At 61.4% G+C, this 17,163-nt stretch carries 15 protein-coding genes and 1 other RNA gene; 5 read left to right on the plus strand and 11 right to left on the minus strand.

Annotation, left to right across the window (positions count from 1 at the left end; all coding sequences use genetic code 11):
• Positions 1-56 precede the first annotated feature (56 nt).
• The gene (locus ETEE_RS05175) at positions 57-629 is read right to left on the minus strand and encodes a YecA/YgfB family protein (RefSeq protein ID WP_034164705.1); all 573 of its coding nucleotides are present in this window, start codon (positions 627-629) and stop codon (positions 57-59) included.
• Positions 630-807: 178 nt separating this feature from the next.
• Here ETEE_RS05175 and zapA point away from each other — a divergent pair, with 178 nt between their 5' ends.
• From zapA to ETEE_RS05185, 3 genes are all read left to right on the plus strand, one after another.
• Entirely contained in the window at positions 808-1,137 is a 330-nt protein-coding gene (gene zapA / locus ETEE_RS05180) for a cell division protein ZapA (RefSeq protein ID WP_005282128.1), read from the plus strand.
• Between the two features lie 100 nt (positions 1,138-1,237).
• Positions 1,238-1,419, plus strand: a non-coding RNA gene (gene ssrS, locus ETEE_RS19880) — 6S RNA.
• A 33-nt stretch (positions 1,420-1,452) separates the two neighbouring features.
• Positions 1,453-2,079: a 5-formyltetrahydrofolate cyclo-ligase gene (locus ETEE_RS05185; protein ID WP_034164706.1), complete on the plus strand. Its 627-nt coding sequence runs from the start codon at positions 1,453-1,455 to the stop codon at positions 2,077-2,079.
• Here the strand turns inward: ETEE_RS05185 and serA are convergent.
• Together serA and rpiA are read right to left on the minus strand one after the other, a co-directional pair.
• Positions 2,076-3,314 (minus strand): phosphoglycerate dehydrogenase, encoded by a 1,239-nt coding sequence (gene serA, locus ETEE_RS05190; protein WP_034164707.1) that lies wholly within the window; start codon positions 3,312-3,314, stop codon positions 2,076-2,078. The two genes, ETEE_RS05185 and serA, sit on opposite strands and share 4 nt — an antisense overlap.
• A gap of 310 nt (positions 3,315-3,624) precedes the next feature.
• Positions 3,625-4,284 (minus strand): ribose-5-phosphate isomerase RpiA, encoded by a 660-nt coding sequence (gene rpiA, locus ETEE_RS05195; RefSeq protein ID WP_034164708.1) that lies wholly within the window; start codon positions 4,282-4,284, stop codon positions 3,625-3,627.
• A 303-nt stretch (positions 4,285-4,587) separates the two neighbouring features.
• Between rpiA and ETEE_RS05200 the strand changes: the two genes are divergently transcribed.
• Positions 4,588-5,481, plus strand: coding sequence for a LysR family transcriptional regulator ArgP (locus ETEE_RS05200; protein WP_034164709.1), 894 nt, complete (start codon positions 4,588-4,590; stop codon positions 5,479-5,481).
• A gap of 72 nt (positions 5,482-5,553) precedes the next feature.
• Here ETEE_RS05200 and ETEE_RS05205 read toward each other — a convergent pair whose 3' ends face one another.
• The 7 genes from ETEE_RS05205 to tkt form a co-directional block, all read right to left on the minus strand.
• A complete protein-coding gene (locus tag ETEE_RS05205; protein WP_034164710.1) occupies positions 5,554-6,273 on the minus strand; it encodes an oxidative stress defense protein in 720 nt (239 codons plus the stop codon).
• A 149-nt stretch (positions 6,274-6,422) separates the two neighbouring features.
• Positions 6,423-7,040 carry an arginine exporter ArgO gene (argO, locus tag ETEE_RS05210; RefSeq protein WP_034164711.1) on the minus strand — a complete coding sequence of 206 codons (618 nt, stop codon included), beginning with the start codon at positions 7,038-7,040 and terminating at the stop codon, positions 6,423-6,425.
• Between the two features lie 157 nt (positions 7,041-7,197).
• Positions 7,198-8,058 (minus strand): small-conductance mechanosensitive channel MscS, encoded by an 861-nt coding sequence (gene mscS / locus ETEE_RS05215; RefSeq protein ID WP_034164712.1) that lies wholly within the window; start codon positions 8,056-8,058, stop codon positions 7,198-7,200.
• Between the two features lie 268 nt (positions 8,059-8,326).
• Positions 8,327-9,403 carry a class II fructose-bisphosphate aldolase gene (fbaA, locus tag ETEE_RS05220; RefSeq protein WP_034164713.1) on the minus strand — a complete coding sequence of 359 codons (1,077 nt, stop codon included), beginning with the start codon at positions 9,401-9,403 and terminating at the stop codon, positions 8,327-8,329.
• 108 nt (positions 9,404-9,511) lie between these two features.
• A complete protein-coding gene (gene pgk, locus ETEE_RS05225; protein ID WP_034164714.1) occupies positions 9,512-10,675 on the minus strand; it encodes a phosphoglycerate kinase in 1,164 nt (387 codons plus the stop codon).
• Between the two features lie 57 nt (positions 10,676-10,732).
• A complete protein-coding gene (epd, locus tag ETEE_RS05230) occupies positions 10,733-11,758 on the minus strand; it encodes an erythrose-4-phosphate dehydrogenase (RefSeq protein WP_034164715.1) in 1,026 nt (341 codons plus the stop codon).
• 323 nt (positions 11,759-12,081) lie between these two features.
• Entirely contained in the window at positions 12,082-14,076 is a 1,995-nt protein-coding gene (gene tkt, locus ETEE_RS05235) for a transketolase (protein WP_034164717.1), read from the minus strand.
• A gap of 411 nt (positions 14,077-14,487) precedes the next feature.
• On the opposite strand from tkt, the gene ETEE_RS05240 reads away from it, so the two are divergent.
• Entirely contained in the window at positions 14,488-16,110 is a 1,623-nt protein-coding gene (locus tag ETEE_RS05240; RefSeq protein WP_034164718.1) for a sulfatase family protein, read from the plus strand.
• 92 nt (positions 16,111-16,202) lie between these two features.
• Here ETEE_RS05240 and speB read toward each other — a convergent pair whose 3' ends face one another.
• Positions 16,203-17,117: an agmatinase gene (speB, locus tag ETEE_RS05245; protein ID WP_034164719.1), complete on the minus strand. Its 915-nt coding sequence runs from the start codon at positions 17,115-17,117 to the stop codon at positions 16,203-16,205.
• Positions 17,118-17,163 lie beyond the last annotated feature (46 nt).

Raw genomic sequence — 17,163 nt, forward strand, 5'->3', positions numbered from 1 at the left:
ACGCTCCGCCGACGGCACCGGCGGTCCCGCCGCCGCTCATCCGTCAGCCGCGCCGATCAGTGCAGGCGGGGCGCGTCGGACGCTGGCGCCCCGCGGCGGCTGAACTCGCCGTGGCACAGCATGGCGGCCATGCGGACATACTCCGCAACCTCCTCCAGAGAGTGGGCCAGCGCCTCCTGATCTTCATCCTCGTCGTAGCCCAGTTGAGCGATGCTACGCAGATCGTCGATGGATTCGCCCACGTCGCCTTTAACCTGTCCCAGCTTGGCTTGCATCATGCCCAGCCCCAGCAAGAAATGGTTCACCCACCCGGCCAGCGCATCGGCGCGGACGAATACCGAGGCGTCATCCTCGCCCGGCAGCAGCAGTTGGAAGGCGAACTCATCGCCCTCCAGCGCGCCGCGCGTCTGCCCATACAGCGCCTGCAGCGGCTGCGACAGGCTCAGGGAAAACGCCGTGCCTTCGTTGGTCAGATCGTGCACCAGCGTCAGCCAGCTGTCATCGCGATTGCCGCCGCACAGCAGGCCGCTGAGTAATCCGTGCATTTCGGCGGCGGTCAGCGCCACGCCCTGCTGCTGCAGGGCCTGCGTCAGGGTGGCGTAATCCGCCAGGCTATTCTCTGTAGACATACGTATTGGTCATCGTTGGCTGATAAAGTTCGTGTTATGCTACCACCAAGATGAGTCGCTATACCAGAAAGGGCCGTATCGCAAGCCGAGGGCTTGTCACTGCATAGCGGGGTAGATATAGTTAGCGCCCACAGCGTTCTACAGTGGAACGCGGCGCAAAACCTAGCAGGAAGATAGTATGTCTGCACAACCGGTAGATATTCAAATTTTTGGCCGCGCACTGCGTGTTAATTGTCCGCCAGAACAACTGGATGCCTTAAACCAGGCCGCAGAGGATCTGAATCAGCGGTTGCAAGATCTGAAAGTTCGCACTAGAGTCACCAATACGGAGCAGTTGGTCTTTATCGCGGCATTGAACGTATGTCACGAACTGGCGCAAGAGCGATTGAAAACTCGCGATTATGCCGCCAATATGGAGCAACGGATCCGCATGCTGCAGCAGACGATAGAGCAGGCGTTGCTGGAGCAAGGACGCATCACCGAGCGTCCCGGAACCTCTTTTGAGTAAAAATTAACTTACTGATTATACAACAATATTTACAAAGAAAGCCGTTCCATAAAGCGAAAGTTGTGTTAGTATAAACAGTAACAAAGCAGCAAGATTTCAAATTTCTCTGAGGTGTTCGTGCGCGGGCCAGTCCCCTGAGCCGATATTTCAAACCTTAAGAATGTGGCGCTCCACAACCGGTGAGCAGGCTCGGTCTCCGAGAAGCCTTAAAGTTGTGACGTTATGTTCACCTTGAACCCCGGGTTCAAGGGTTACAGCCTGCTACGGCACCTCGGAGATTCCCTAAAACGCCAGTCCTGCCGCGGAGTCAGCTCCATGTCCCAGGAACCTGCGTTATCTTCCCGTCATCAGTTTCGTCATCGCCTACGTACGCTGCGCCGCTCGCTTTCCCTCGATCAGCAGAATCAGGCCGCCCTTGCGCTCAAAGATCGCCTGCTGACGCTGCCGCGACTGAGCCAGCCCCAACATATCGCGCTCTATTTACCCTTTGACGGCGAGCCGGATACCCAACCGCTGATCCACGCTCTGTGGCAGCGCGGCCACCGGATCGCCCTGCCGCGGTTACATCCGTTCAGCCCCGGTCACCTGCTGTTTCTGGAATATACCCCGGAGACCCCGATGTGCCGCAACCGCTTTGGCATCGCCGAGCCGCGCCTAGACGTCACCCGGATTATTCCCCTAGCCCGGCTGGATCTGCTCCTGACCCCGCTGGTGGCCTTCGACCGACGGGGACACCGACTTGGCATGGGCGGCGGCTTTTACGATCGCACGCTGCAGGGGTGGCAGCAACGCCACCGCCTCGGCGCTGGCCCCTACCCCATCGGTCTGGCCCACGACTGCCAGCGCGTCGCGGCCCTGCCCGTTGCCGCCTGGGACGTGCCGCTGCCGGAGATCATCACCCCGCGGGCCCACTATCGCTGGCCCGACGCCGGCGCCGCTTAGTACAGCAGGCGAGCGCGCACGGTGCCGGGGATCACGCGCATGCGCTGCAGCGCCGCCTCCGCCCGCTCGGTCTCCGTTTCCACGTCGATCACCACATAGCCGATGGTCGGGGTGGTCTGCAGGTACTGAGCGGCGATATTCACCCCCTCTTCGGCAAAGATCTGGTTGATGGCATTCAGCATCCCCGGGCGGTTTTCATGGGTGTGCAGCAGACGGCTGACGTGATCCTCATGCATCGGCAGGGAAACCTGCGGAAAGTTCACCGCCGACAGGGTCGAGCCGTTATCGGAGTACTTCGCCAGCTTACCCGCCACCTCAACGCCGATATTCTGCTGGGCCTCCTGGGTCGAACCGCCGATGTGCGGCGTCAGCAGGACATTGTCGAAGCGGCACAGCGGTGAGGCAAAGGGATCGCTGTTGGTCGCCGGCTCCGTCGGAAAGACATCGATCGCCGCCCCGCTCAGGTGACGGCTCTCCAGCGCCTGACACAGGGCATCGATATCCACCACCGTACCGCGCGCGGCGTTGATCAGAATCGCGCCGGGCTTCATCCGCGCCAGCTCCGCCGCGCCAATCATATTGCGGGTGGATGGGGTCTCCGGCACGTGCAGCGATACCACGTCGCTCATGTTCAGCAGTTCGGAAAGATGGCGCACCTGGGTCGCGTTGCCCAGCGGCAGCTTGCCCTCAATGTCATAAAAATAGACGTCCATCCCGATCCCTTCCGCCAGGATCCCTAGCTGCGTGCCGATGTGGCCATAGCCGATGATCCCCAGCTTCTTACCGCGCGCCTCATAGCAGCCCACCGCCTGCTTACTCCACTCACCGCGGTGGGCGCACGCGTTGGCCTGCGGAATATTACGCAGCAGCAGTAGGGTCTCCCCCAGCACCATCTCCGCCACCGAGCGGGTGTTGGAGAATGGCGCATTAAACACCGGGACACCGCGGCGCTGCGCCGCGGCCAGATCAACCTGGTTAGTTCCGATGCAAAAGCAGCCCACCGCCACCAGCTTTTCCGCCGCGGCAAACATCGCCTCGCTCAGCTGCGTGCGCGAGCGCAGGCCGATAAAGTGGGCGTCGCGGATCGCCTCGCGCAGCGCATCGTCATCCAGCGCCCCCTTATGGTATTCAATGTTGTTATAACCGGCGGCGCGCAACGTATCGACGGCGCTTTGATGCACCCCCTCCACCAGCAAAAACTTAATTCTGTCCTTGTCCAAAGAAACTTTTGCCATGATCTGCCCTACTGTCCGAAAGGAAATGGTGTGCAAATACGCGGTTCCTGCGCGCCTACGGCAGCGCGGCGCCGCCTTATCAACATAACAAAAATTACACTCGCGACAAGCGACGGGCCGGCGACGGGCATCATCCGGGCGATAGCGCGATGGGCATAAACTGGCAAAAAATATTAATAAGACGGGATGTATCAGCGGGAAAAATTGAATCAGCGAAACTCCGTGATAGATGTCACCAAATTTCACCACAGCGGAAAAAAGTGTCCGCCGCGAGCACGGCGCCCCGCCTCGGCGGGGCACCCAGCGGCGATTACAGGGTCAGCGTTTTGACCCCATCAGCGCAACCGACCAGCGCCACGTCGGCGCCGCGGTTGGCAAACAGCCCCACCGTCACGACGCCGGCGATAGCGTTAATGGCGTTCTCCAGCTTGCACGGCTCCATGATCTGCAGGTTGTGTACATCCAGGATCACGTTGCCGTTATCGGTCAGGACGCCCTGACGATACACCGGCTGTCCGCCCAGCTTCACCAGCTCGCGGGCGACGTAGGCGCGCGCCATCGGGATCACCTCGACCGGCAGCGGGAAGTGCCCCAGAATATCGACCTGCTTAGAGGCATCGACGATGCAGACGAACGTCTTGGCCACCGCCGCCACGATCTTCTCACGCGTCAGCGCGGCGCCGCCGCCCTTGATCATCTGCATGGCGCCGTTGATCTCATCGGCCCCATCCACGTAGATATCCAACGCATCCACCTCGTTGAGGTCAAAGACCGGGATCCCCAGGCTTTTCAGCTTGGCGGTGGAGGCATCAGAGCTGGAGACCGCACCCTCGATCTGGCCCTTCATGGTCGCCAGCGCATCAATAAAGTGAGAGGCGGTGGAGCCGGTGCCTACCCCAACAATGGTCCCAGGCTGCACATACTTCAGCGCTGCCCAGCCCACGGCTTTTTTCAATTCATCCTGCGTCATATCGTATCCTATGGACTTTGCTACGAAAACGTGTGCGTTATTATAGAGCAGCCCGCGTAAATACCCCACAGCAGCGGCGTAAATTTACGCCTACTCTCCGTTTTTTTCCCGTTGCACCCGCGTATTTTCTCCGCGACGCCCGCCAAAATGTGGCATATTGCGATAACGGTAGCGCCTCCAGCCGCCACGCGGTGCCTGAACAGGGCTCCCCCGCCGGGGGACGGGCCGTTCGCGCCGTTTTCCCGACGTGAGCAATAACGCTTTATACATAACAAAAATGGAACCAAGGGGACAAATACCATAATGAAACGCCCGGACTACCGGACCTTGCAGGCACTGGACGCCGTCATCCGCGAACGTGGTTTTGAGCGCGCCGCACAAAAACTTTGCATCACGCAGTCGGCGGTTTCCCAGCGCATCAAGCAGTTGGAAAACCTGTTTGGTCAGCCGCTGCTGGTGCGCACCGTGCCACCGCGCCCTACCGAGCAGGGACAGCGTCTGCTGGCGCTGCTGCACCAGGTCGAACTGCTGGAGGAGGAGTGGCTGGGCAATGACAGCAGCAGCGATGGCCCCCTGCTACTGTCGCTGGCGGTCAACGCCGACAGCCTGGCAACCTGGCTGCTGCCGGCCCTGAAGCCGGTGCTGGCCGACTCGCCGCTGCGCCTGAATCTGCAGGTCGAGGACGAAAGCCGCACCCAGGAGCGGCTGCGCCGCGGTGAAGTGGTCGGCGCGGTGAGTTTGCAGCCCCAGCCGCTGCCGAGCTGCCTGGTGGATCGTCTGGGCGCGCTGGACTACCTGTTCTGCGCCTCTCCCGCCTTTGCCGCCCGCTACTTCCCCAACGGGGTAACCCGCTCATCGCTGCTTAAAGCGCCGGCGGTCGCCTTCGACCACCTGGACGACATGCATCAGGCGTTCCTGCAGCAGAACTTCGAACTGCCGCCGGGCAGTGTGCCCTGCCATATCGTTAACTCATCGGAAGCGTTTGTGCAGCTGGCGCTGCAGGGGACCACCTGCTGTATGCTGCCGCACCTGCAGGTTGAGCGCGAACTGCGCGAAGGGGTGCTGATCGATCTGACGCCGGGCATGGTGCAGCGCCGCATGCTGTACTGGCACCGTTTTGCCCCGGAGAGCCGCCTGATGCGTCGGGTCACCGATGCGCTGATAAGCCACGGCCGCGACGTGCTGCGTCAGGACTAGACGCCCCCTCCACGCGGGGAGCGCGTCTCGACAGAGCGGGATCGGCGATCGATCCCGCCCACCATCAAGCCGTTATTTACTCAGGTTAAATACCACCTCAACCCGATCGTCGAAGTGAATCGTCTGCTGCTCATAGGTCTGTGCCGCCGAGGTTTGATTGGCGGACGGCGCCGCTGCGTACATGCGCGTCACCGGCTCCGGCTGGAAGTTGGAGACGTGGTAACGGACGCTGTAGACCGGCCCCAGCGTCACCCCGAATCCCTGCGCCAAGGACTCAGCCTGGGAGATGGCGTTCTTGATCGCCATCTGGCGCGCCTTGTCACGGTACGCCTCGGGTTTGGCCACGCCCAGTTCGACGGAGCGGATCTCATTGAGGTTGGCCTTCAGCGCCCCGTCCAGCAGGCTGTTCAGCTTATCCAGCTGGCGCAGCGTCACCTGTACCGTGCGCACGGCGCGGTATCCCTTCAGCTGGCTTTTCCCGTCTTTCTGATACTCATACTCCGGCATGGTATACAGATTGGCGGCGCTGATATCCTGCGGGTCGATGCCGCTACGCTTGAGAAAATCAAAATATTTGGCCACCCGCTGATCGACCTGAGATTTGGCACCGGCGGCATCCTTAGCGCTGGCGTTAACCTGAAAGGTCAGGGTCGCCATGTCGGGGACGGCGTCCACGCTGGCGGTACCCGACGTCACGACATGCGGCCCCTCCGGCACTTCTGCCGCCTGAACACCGGCGGCCATGCCACCGACTCCCATCATTGTAGCCAAGGCCAATACTGTTAATTTCACGGTTATCCTCCGGTTCACTACCACGTTGCCAGGGGCTTCCCCTCTGTCACGCGCCGACCCCTGGGGCCCGGCCCTCTCCCGCCGGCCGATCGCCGACGGATGTATTGTTAGCATAGCGCGCCGATGGCGCGACGTGAATCGGATATTCCCTACATGGCTAGCCCCTGACGCGCCAGCGCGAGCGCAATAAACCACATCACTCCGCCGACGGCCAGGTTGATCGCCCGCTGGGCGCGCGGGCGGCTCAGCCAGGGGGCCAGCCAGGCCGCCAGCAGCGCCAGGCTGAAGAACCACACTACCGAGGCGCTGACCGCCCCAAAGGCAAACCAGCGCCGGGCATCGGCCACCAGCTGTCCTCCCAGGCTACCGAGCACCACAAAGGTATCCAGATAGACGTGCGGATTAAGCCAGGTCACCGCCAGCAGCGTGACGATGATCCGCCAGCGCCCCTGCTGCATCAGGCTGTCGTCCATCGACGCCTGCACAGGACGGAGCGCCGTTCGCCAGGCCCCCCAGCCATACCACAGCAAAAACGCCACGCCGCCCCAGGTCACCAGCTGCAGCAGCAGCGGCGACCGCAGCAGCAGCGCGCTGCCGCCGAAGACCCCGGCGCAGATCAGCGCCAGATCGCTCAGGGCGCACAGCGCGGCGATGGTTAGGTGATAGCGGCGCCGGATACCGTGGCTAAGCACGAACATATTCTGCGGTCCCAGCGGCAAAATCAGCGCCGCGCCCAGGGCAAATCCCTGTGCAAATACAGAGAACATAACGATAATCCTTCAGAAGAGGGAGTGCGGACGGCGGCCAAGTGACCGGATGGAGAGCATCATAAACAGCCGGGCGGCGGCGGGGAAATGGCGATTTCTTATCGTCGATTAGGCGGGCTAATGATGTCTGGCCGGAGCCCGGCCAGACCGGGAGCGATCACTCGATGCGGGCTTTGGCCGCCTGATACAGATGCACGTCCATCTGCGGGAACGGAATACCGATGTTATTGGCATCCAGCGCGCGTTTGAAATTCTCCATCAGATCAAAATAGATGGCCCAATAGTCGGCGTTGTTGCCCCAGACACGCACCACGAAATTGAGCGACGAGGCCGCCATTTCGTTCAGGCGGATGGTCACGCCATCACCGTGCAGAATACGCATATCGGCCGCCACCACATCGCCCAGCACCCGCTTGACCACGTCGATATCGGCGTCGTAGGCCACGCCCACGATAATATCGATACGGCGCTTCGGCTCGCGGGAGAAGTTGATGATGTTGCCGGCAATGATCTTGCCGTTCGGCACCACGATCACTTTATTGTCGGCGGTGGCCAGCGTGGTAGAGAAAATCTGCACCTCGCGTACCGTGCCGGTGACGCCGCCCAGATCCACCACCTCGCCCGCGCGGAACGGGCGGAACAGCACCAGCAGCACGCCGGCGGCAAAGTTGGACAGGGAGCCCTGCAGCGCCAGACCGACCGCCAGACCGGCGGCGCCCAGCACGGCGATCACCGAGGTGGTCTGTACCCCGAGTCGCCCCAGCGCGGCGATAATGGTAAAGGCCAGAATGCCGTAACGTACCATCGCCGCCAGGAAGTGCACGACCGTCACATCCAGACCGCGCGCCTTCAGCAGGCGAATCAGCGTCGCCGAAATGCCGCGGGCGATCAGGGCGCCGACGATCAGGATCACCACGGCCGCCACCAGATTGACGGCATAGCCCAGCAGCAAATCCTGATTACGGACGATCCAACCGCCGGCGCTCTGAAGGCCGTCAACTACATTCAAGTCTTTCATCTTATTGTTTACCCTCTAATTTCATTACCTGACCTCTCACCGGATCCCCCGGTGACACAGGCAAAACAGGCCGCAGATCGCGGCCAAAGCGCCCTAAGGGTAACCCAACTACGGCGATGGACTCCACATTTCATTAACGCCAAAAATCTGAAAATTAAATCTAATTAACACAACATATTCATCTAACCGCACGCGGCGGCATTTCCCCGCGATCCAGCAGCATAAAAAAACCCCGCAATGCGGGGTTTCTCCAGCCGATGGACGACGATTACAGCACGTCTATGCAGTTCAGCTCTTTGAATGCTAGCTCCAGGCGCTCGATCATCCCGGTCTGACCGGCGCGCAGCCATACGCGCGGATCGTAGTATTTCTTGTTCGGCTTATCGTCGCCTTCCGGGTTACCCAGCTGGCCCTGCAGATAGCCTTCGTTCTTCTTGTAGTACTTCAGCACGCCTTCCCAGGTTGCCCACTGGGTATCGGTGTCGATGTTCATCTTCACCACGCCGTAGCTGACCGCTTCTTTGATCTCTGCCGCGGTAGAGCCGGAGCCGCCGTGGAAGACAAAGTTCAGGCTGTTGTGCGGCAGGTTGTGCTTCTTGGAGACGTATTCCTGAGAGTTTTTCAGGATCACCGGCGTCAGCTGCACGTTACCCGGCTTGTACACGCCGTGCACGTTGCCGAAGGAGGCGGCGATGGTGAAGCGCGGGCTGATGGCGCTCAACTTGGTGAACGCGTAATCCACGTCTTCCGGCTGGGTGTACAGCGCGGAGTTGTCCAGGTGGCTGTTGTCCACGCCGTCCTCTTCACCGCCGGTGCAGCCCAGCTCCAGCTCCAGGGTCATGCCGATCTTGGACATGCGGGCCAGGTACTGAGAGCAAATTTCGATGTTCTCTTCCAGAGACTCCTCGGAGAGGTCGATCATATGGGAGGAGAACAGCGGCTTGCCGGTCGCGGCGAAGTGCTTCTCACCGGCGTCCAGCAGTCCGTCCAGCCACGGCAGCAGCTTCTTGGCGCAGTGGTCGGTATGCAGGATCACCGGAACACCGTAGTATTCCGCCATCTGATGCACGTGGTACGCGCCGGAGATCGCGCCGAGGATGGCCGCCTGCTGGCCCTCCAGCTTCAGCCCTTTGCCGGCGATGAAGGCAGCGCCGCCGTTGGAGAACTGAACGATGATCGGAGCGCGTACCTTGGCGGCGGCCTCCATCACCGCGTTGACGGAGTCCGTACCGACGCAGTTAACGGCCGGCAGAGCGAATTTGTTCTCTTTCGCTACCTGGAATACTTTCTGAACGTCATCGCCAAAGATGACACCCGGTTTAACAAAGTCAAAGATTTTAGACATGTCTAATCGTCCTGTTTCGTGGGCGTGAGTGTTTTCCAATCGGATCAACATTACCGCGCCAGGGCGCGATAAAACAACGGGAGGCATGATGGCCTCCCGTGTCGGGCATTACTGCTTGGCGCGCTCTTCGAGCATCACCACGGCCGGCAATTTCTTGCCTTCTACGAACTCCAGGAAGGCGCCGCCGCCGGTGGAGATGTAGGAAATCTTGTCGGCGATGCCGAACAGGTCGATTGCCGCCAGGGTATCGCCGCCGCCGGCGATAGAGAACGCGTCGCTCTCGGCGATGGCATTAGCCACGATTTCGGTCCCTTTACGGAAGTTCGGGAACTCGAAGACGCCGACCGGGCCGTTCCACAGGATGGTCTTGGCGTTTTTCAGGATAGCGGCCAGCTGCTCAGCAGAGGCGTCGCCCAGATCCAGAACCTGCTCGTCGTCTTTGATTTCGCTGACGGATTTCATGGTCGCCGGTGCCGTCTCAGAAAACTCGGTCGCCACACGTACGTCGGTCGGAACCGGGATGTCGCAGGTAGTCAGCAGCTTCTTGGCTTCCGGGATCAGGTCGGCTTCGTACAGGGATTTACCCACGTTATGGCCTTCGGCCGCGATGAAGGTGTTAGCGATGCCGCCGCCGACGATCAGCTGGTCAGCGATCTTGGACAGGGAGTCCAGTACGGTCAGCTTGGTGGAGACTTTGGAGCCGCCGACGATGGCGACCATCGGACGTGCCGGGTTGCTCAGGGCCTTGCCCAGGGCTTCCAGCTCGCCGGACAGCAGCGGACCGGCACAGGCGATCGGCGCAAACCGGCCCACGCCGTGGGTAGAGGCCTGGGCGCGGTGCGCGGTGCCGAACGCGTCCATAACGAACACGTCGCACAGGGCGGCGTATTTCTTGGACAGGGTCTCGTCGTCTTTCTTCTCGCCCTTGTTAAAGCGGACGTTTTCCAGCACCACCAGCTCGCCCTGGGCGACGTCAACGCCGTCCAGGTAATCTTTGGCTAGACGCACTGGCGCCTTCAGATGATCTTTGAGGTAATTCACCACCGGCAGCAGAGAGAACGCTTCGTTGTACTCGCCTTCGGTCGGACGACCCAGATGGGAGGTGACCATCACGCGCGCACCCTGCTTCAGCGCCAGCTCAATGGTCGGCAGCGACGCGCGGATACGCGCATCGGAAGTCACTTTACCGTCTTTAACCGGAACGTTCAGGTCCGCACGGATCAGAACGCGTTTACCCGCCAGATCCAAATCGGTCATCTTAATTACAGACATGGTGAATCCTCTCATTGATTCTCTAAAAGTTGCTTTAAGCTGTGTCGCCGCACGCGGCTACGACGCATTAGAAACTGCCCGGGTCATCGCCAGCGTAGTATCCAGCATCCGGTTGGCGAAGCCCCATTCGTTGTCGCACCAGACCAACGTTTTAATCAAATGCCGACCACTGACCCGCGTCTGGGTGCCGTCCACGATGGCGCTGTGCGGGTCGTGATTAAAGTCGGTCGAGACCAGCGGTAATTCTGTGTAATCAACTATACCATGAAATGCCGTCGATGCTGCCTTTTGCAGCAGGCCGTTTACCTCGTCTACCCGCACCGGCGTACGCACGCTGACGCTGAGATCGATGGCGGTCACATTCAGCGTCGGTACCCGTACCGAGATCGCCTCAAAGCGATCGCGAAACTGCGGCAAAACGCGTGCAATACCCGCCGCCAGCTTGGTGTCCACCGGAATGATCGAGTGGCTGGCCGCCCGGGTTCGCCGCAGATCCGGATGGTAGGCATCGATCACCTGCTGGTCGTTCATCGACGAGTGGATGGTGGTCACTGCGCCCGAGTCGATGCCAAAGGCATCGTCCAGCAGTTTAATCACCGGGATGATACAGTTGGTGGTACAGGAGGCGTTGGAGACGATGCGATGCTCCGCCAATAGACACTCCTGATTCACCCCGTAGACCACGGTGGCATCAAGGTCATGGCCGCCGGGGTGGGAAAACAGCACTTTACCGGCCCCCGCCAGAAGATGAGCCTCGCCATCCGCCCGGCTGCCATAAACGCCGCTACAGTCCAGCACCACATCGACCTGCAGCGCCTCCCAAGGCAGATCGGCGATCTGCGGCCGGTGCAGCAGACGAATGCAATCGTCGCCGACCCACAGCTCGTCATCCTGCTGGCGCACCGACCAGGCAAACCGGCCGTGGCAGGTGTCATATTGCAACAGGTGCGCCATCCCCTCGGCGGCCGCCAGCTCATTGATCGCGACGACGCGCATCTGCGTCTGCCGTCCCGACTCATACAGCGCCCGCAGTACGTTGCGGCCGATGCGGCCAAAACCGTTAATGGCGATACGAATGGTCATCTTACTCTTTCCTCGTCCGGCAAACAGACGCTCAGAGTAATCCATGCCCGCGACGCCGGGGCGGATTCCGGCAGCAAAAACGCCACTGGCCCCATCAATTCGTCGCCGCTTCCCCCATCAACTGAAACGCTTCAGCCAAGAATAAACCAAACGCGGCGCAAAGAAAACACGGGAGAGAAAAAGCGGGAAGCGCAGAGGTGAATTTGAATGGAAACGTGCATTACATCACAATTTAATGCGAAATCGGTGCATAGATCGCGCCCGATGCGCCGGCAGAAAAAACGGGGCAGACGCCCCGTTCATCTTTTTCTACCGCGGACGGCTTACTTCAGCAGCGCGCGGGCCTTGGCCAGCACGTTGTCGACGGTAAAGCCGAACTCGACGAACAGCTGCTCGGCCGGCGCGGACTCGCCGAAGGAGGTCATGCCAACGACCGCCCCGTTCAGACCGACGTACTTGAACCAGAAGTCGGCGATACCGGCCTCAACCGCCACGCGGGCGCTGACCGCGGACGGCAGCACGGCTTCGCGGTAGGCGGCGTCCTGCTTGTCGAACACCTCAGTCGACGGCATGGAGACCACGCGGACCTGACGCCCTTCGGCGCTCAGCGCGGCCGCGGCGTTCATCGCCAGCTCCACTTCGGAACCGGTGGCAATGAAGATCAGCTCCGGCTGACCGGCACAGTCCTGCAGAATGTAGGCGCCGCGTTCAACGTTGGCCAGCTGCTCGGCGCTGCGATCCATCTGGGTCAGGTTCTGGCGGGAGAAGATCAGCGCTGACGGGCCGTCCAGACGCTCGATGGCCTTCTTCCAGGCCACGGCGGACTCCACCTGGTCACACGGACGCCAGGTGTTCATGTTCGGCGTGGTGCGCAGGCTGGCCATCTGCTCGACCGGCTGATGGGTCGGGCCGTCTTCGCCCAGACCGATGGAGTCATGGGTGTAGACCTGGATGTTACGGATCTTCATCAGGGCAGCCATACGCATGGCGTTGCGGGCATACTCCATGAACATCAGGAAGGTGGCACCGTAGGGGATAAAGCCACCGTGCAACGCAACGCCATTGATGATAGCGGTCATGCCGAACTCGCGCACGCCATAGTGGATGTAGTTGCCCGCGGCGTCTTCGTTCAGCGCCTTGGAGCCGGACCACATGGTCAGGTTGCTCGGCGCCAGGTCGGCGGAGCCGCCCAGGAACTCCGGCAGCAGCTTGCCAAACGCTTCCAGCGCATTCTGTGACGCCTTACGGCTGGCGATCTTGGCCGGATGGGCCTGCAGCTGTTCGATAAACTGACGGGATTCGCTGTCCCAGCTGGCCGGCAGTTCGCCGTTGATACGGCGCGTGAACTCGGCGGCCAGCTGCGGGAACGCGGCCTGATAGGCGGCGAAGCGGGCGTCCCAGGCCTGCTCTTTGGCCTTGCCGGCCTCTTTGGCATCCCACTGGGCATAGATTTCCTGCGGGATGACAAACGGCGGGTAGTTCCAGCCCAGCTGAGCGCGGGTCGCCGCAATCTCGGCATCGCCCAGCGGCGCGCCGTGGGAGTCATGGGTACCGGCCTTGTTCGGCGAACCGAAGCCGATGACGGTTTTGCACATCAGCAGGGACGGCTTGTCGCTTACGCTGCGCGCCTCTTCGATAGCGGCCTTGATAGCGGCGCTGTCGTGACCGTCTACGCCGCGCACCACGTGCCAGCCGTAGGCTTCAAAACGCTTGGCGGTATCATCGGTGAACCAACCGTCAACGTGGCCGTCGATGGAGATACCGTTGTCATCATAGAACGCGATCAGCTTGCCCAGCTTCAGGGTACCGGCCAGAGAGCAGACCTCGTGGGAGATGCCTTCCATCATGCAGCCGTCGCCCATGAAGGCGTAGGTGTAGTGGTCGACGATCTCGTGGCCCGGGCGGTTGAACTGCGCGCCCAGCGTGCGCTCGGCGATGGCCATGCCGACGGCGTTGGCAATGCCCTGGCCCAGCGGACCGGTGGTGGTCTCAACGCCCGGGGTATAGCCATACTCCGGGTGACCCGGGGTCTTGGAGTGCAGCTGGCGGAAGTTTTCCAGCTCAGACATCGGAAGATCATAGCCGGTAAGGTGCAGCAGGCTATAAATCAGCATAGAACCATGGCCATTGGACAACACAAAGCGGTCGCGATCGGCCCAGTGCGGGTTAACCGGGTTATGGTTCATGTAATCACGCCACAGGACTTCGGCGATATCCGCCATCCCCATCGGGGCGCCCGGATGACCGGATTTGGCCTTCTGCACCGCATCCATGCTCAGGGCACGGATAGCATTGGCAAGCTCTTTACGAGAGGACATGTTCTACTCCAAGTCGGATTGTATGAAAACAAGGGTTCGCCATATTGTCTCAGACTCGGAGTGAAAACGGCAATCCTTAATCGCGGCGCCGTCAAGGGGCCGCGCCGAAAAATCCGCGATGATACGCACTCACACCGTTCTCCCGACGCCGCGGGACAGTATGGCCTGACGGGGCAGGGTAGCACAAAACCGACGCCGCCCCGCCCCGCGGCGTACAGCGCTTGCGCAATCGGCGTCCTTTTTTGACCTGCATTGCGCAAAGATGGATTTTTCACCGTGCGCGCCGCCGCGGTCTATTTGCGCGCAAAATACTTTCTTTTTCTTTTGATTGTGCGTTATGCGATCGATATCGCGGTGAAATATTGTTTCGAATTGTTATCTTTGCTTTCGAACAATAAAAAGGAATCGACCATGTCTCTTTCTCGACGCGAATTTTTACAGCGAACCGCCGGCGGGATGGCCGGAGTCGCCCTCGGTGCGCCGGCGCTGGCCGCCAGCGATGCCCCCGCCGGCACGGGCGCGGGCGCCAAGTCCCCTCCGCGCAATATCGTCATCATCACCGCCGATCAGCTGGCGCGGCGCGGCGTGGGGGGCTATGGCAATCCCCAGGTCAACACCCCGGCCATCGACAGCCTGATCGCCCGCGGCACCCGCTTTGAACAGGCCTACTGCCCCTACCCGCTGTGCGCCCCGTCGCGCGCCTGCTACTGGACCGGCCGTCTGCCCCATCAGACCGGGGTGATCGCCAACGACAGCCCCAACGTCCCGCAGGATATGGTGACGCTGGGCGAACTGTTCAGCCAGGCGGGCTACGAATGCCGCCACTTCGGCAAGCGCCACGACTACGGCGCGCTCAAGGGGTTCACCTGCGCCGACCAGATCGAGCTGCCCTACGACAGTCCGGCCGCCTACCCGGTCGATTACGATACCCGTGAGGATGTCTACTGCCTGCGGGAGAGCCTGAAGTATATCGACACCCTGAAGGGGCGCGGCGCCGATGCGCCGTTTATGCTGGCGATCGAATTCAATAATCCCCATAACATCAACGGCTGGACCGGGGCCTTTGCCGGTCCGCACGGCGATATCGACGGCCTGGGCCCCCTGCCGCCGCTGCTGGATAACTTTGACACCTCCGCCGATCTGCCCAACCGCCCCCTGGCGATTCAGTATGCCTGCTGCACCCATAACCGGGTGATGCAGGCCGCCAACTGGAACGCGCTCAACTTCCGCCAGTATCTCAAGGCCTACTATCACTTCACCGAGCTGGCCGATGGCTTCATCGGCCAGGTACTGAGCGCGCTGCGCGCCAGCGGCCACGCGGACGATACCCTGGTGGTCTTCTTTGCCGACCACGGCGATGCCATGGGCGCCCACCGCCTGGTGGCCAAGATGAACTGGTTCTATGAAGAGTCCACCAACGTGCCGTTGGTTTTCGCCGGCCCCGGCATCCGTCCCCAGGCCAGCAGCCGCCACCTGACCTCCCTGTGCGATCTGCTGCCGACCCTGTGCGACTACGCGGGCCTGACGCCGCCGCCCGGCCTGTACGGCCGCTCCCTGCTGCCAATTCTGCGCGGCGAGCAGCCCGACGCGTGGCGCGATGAGGTCATTACCCAGTGGAATACCGATCGCAACGTCGACGTACAGCCGGCGCGCATGCTGCGCACCGAACGCTATAAGTACATCCTGTATAAAGAGAATGAAGAAGAGGAGCTCTACGATCTGCAGCAGGATCCGGGAGAGACGCGCAACCTGGCGCACTCGCCGGCGCATCAGGCCGAGCGTCAGGCGCTGCGCGCCCGCTTCGACGAGTATGTGCGCAATCAGGTCGATCCCTTCTACAGCCAGGAGGCGATCATCGACCGGCGCTGGCGCAGCCATCTGCCCGGCTACCATAACCATCAGGGGCAGACCAGCATTCAGGTCTACCAGAAGGAGATCCGCCCGCTGATCATGAATAAGGAGTTTGAAAAGGCGCGCGAAGTGCGTCTGGCGCTCTACCGCCAGGCTCGTGCCTCGTATGGCGGCGGGGTGTGATCGCGGCGCATAAACAGCCTCCGGTGAGCCGGGGAGTTTTCAAGACACAAAAAAGGCCGGGCGTCTGCCCGGCCTCGCGCGCTCAGCGAAGATTACTTCTTCGCCGCCTGGATATACAGCATCTCCAGCGCCAGGGTCGCCGCCGCCAGGGCGGTGATCTCCGACTGATCGTAGGCCGGCGCGACTTCCACCACGTCCATGCCGACGATGTCCAGATCCTGCAGACCACGCACCAGCTTCAGGGCGCGATCGGAGGTCAGGCCGCCGATCACCGGCGTACCGGTGCCCGGCGCGTGGGCCGGATCCAGGCAATCGATGTCAAAGGTCAGATAGACCGGCATATCGCCGACGATACGCTTCACCTCGGCCAGCACATCCTCTACGCTGCGATCGTTCACCTGGGCCGCGTCCAGCACGGTAAAGCCGTTGTCACGATCGTACTCGGTGCGAATACCGATCTGCACCGAATGCTGCGGATCGATCAGCCCCTCGTTCGGCGCATGGAAGAACATGGTGCCGTGATCGAACTTGCTGCCGTGCGCATAGGTATCGGTATGGGCGTCGAAGTGCACCAGCGCCATTTTGCCGAAGTGCTTGGCGTGAGCGCGCAGCAGCGGCAGGGTGATGAAATGGTCACCGCCAAAGGTCAGGCAGCGTTTCCCGCTGGCCAACAGACGCTCGGCGTGAGCCTGTAGGTTATCGCTCATCTCCTGGGCGTCGCCAAAGCTGAAGACCACGTCGCCGCAGTCCACCACCTTCAGGCGGTCGCGCATATCGAAGTTCCACGGCCAGCGCTTGCCTTCCCAGGCCAGGTTGGTCGAAACCTGACGGATCGCCGCCGGCCCGTGTCGGCCACCCGCGCGGCCGGAGGTCGCCATATCGAACGGCACCCCGGTGATCACCCAGTCGGCGTCGCCGTCATACGGCATGAAGTCCAGCGGCAGACGCAGGAAACCAAAGGCGTTGGATACCAGAGAGTTATCAGGCTTATGCCCCAGAGTACACATACTCACTCCTCCTATAAATCCCGTCGCCGCGCCGCGTATCGGCCAG

Source organism: Edwardsiella anguillarum ET080813, assembly GCF_000264765.2.
Lineage (GTDB): Bacteria > Pseudomonadota > Gammaproteobacteria > Enterobacterales > Enterobacteriaceae > Edwardsiella > Edwardsiella anguillarum.

Coding starts and splice junctions, on each gene's coding strand:
- rpiA (WP_034164708.1), bottom strand. CDS start 4,284: ATGACGCAGGATGAATTGAAAAAAGCCGTGGGCTGGGCAGCGCTGAAG.
- ETEE_RS05240 (WP_034164718.1), top strand. CDS start 14,488: ATGTCTCTTTCTCGACGCGAATTTTTACAGCGAACCGCCGGCGGGATG.
- epd (WP_034164715.1), bottom strand. CDS start 11,758: ATGACCATTCGTATCGCCATTAACGGTTTTGGCCGCATCGGCCGCAAC.
- pgk (WP_034164714.1), bottom strand. CDS start 10,675: ATGTCTGTAATTAAGATGACCGATTTGGATCTGGCGGGTAAACGCGTT.
- serA (WP_034164707.1), bottom strand. CDS start 3,314: ATGGCAAAAGTTTCTTTGGACAAGGACAGAATTAAGTTTTTGCTGGTG.
- argO (WP_034164711.1), bottom strand. CDS start 7,040: ATGTTCTCTGTATTTGCACAGGGATTTGCCCTGGGCGCGGCGCTGATT.
- tkt (WP_034164717.1), bottom strand. CDS start 14,076: ATGTCCTCTCGTAAAGAGCTTGCCAATGCTATCCGTGCCCTGAGCATG.
- fbaA (WP_034164713.1), bottom strand. CDS start 9,403: ATGTCTAAAATCTTTGACTTTGTTAAACCGGGTGTCATCTTTGGCGAT.
- mscS (WP_034164712.1), bottom strand. CDS start 8,058: ATGAAAGACTTGAATGTAGTTGACGGCCTTCAGAGCGCCGGCGGTTGG.
- ETEE_RS05175 (WP_034164705.1), bottom strand. CDS start 629: ATGTCTACAGAGAATAGCCTGGCGGATTACGCCACCCTGACGCAGGCC.
- ETEE_RS05200 (WP_034164709.1), top strand. CDS start 4,588: ATGAAACGCCCGGACTACCGGACCTTGCAGGCACTGGACGCCGTCATC.
- speB (WP_034164719.1), bottom strand. CDS start 17,117: ATGTGTACTCTGGGGCATAAGCCTGATAACTCTCTGGTATCCAACGCC.
- zapA (WP_005282128.1), top strand. CDS start 808: ATGTCTGCACAACCGGTAGATATTCAAATTTTTGGCCGCGCACTGCGT.
- ETEE_RS05185 (WP_034164706.1), top strand. CDS start 1,453: ATGTCCCAGGAACCTGCGTTATCTTCCCGTCATCAGTTTCGTCATCGC.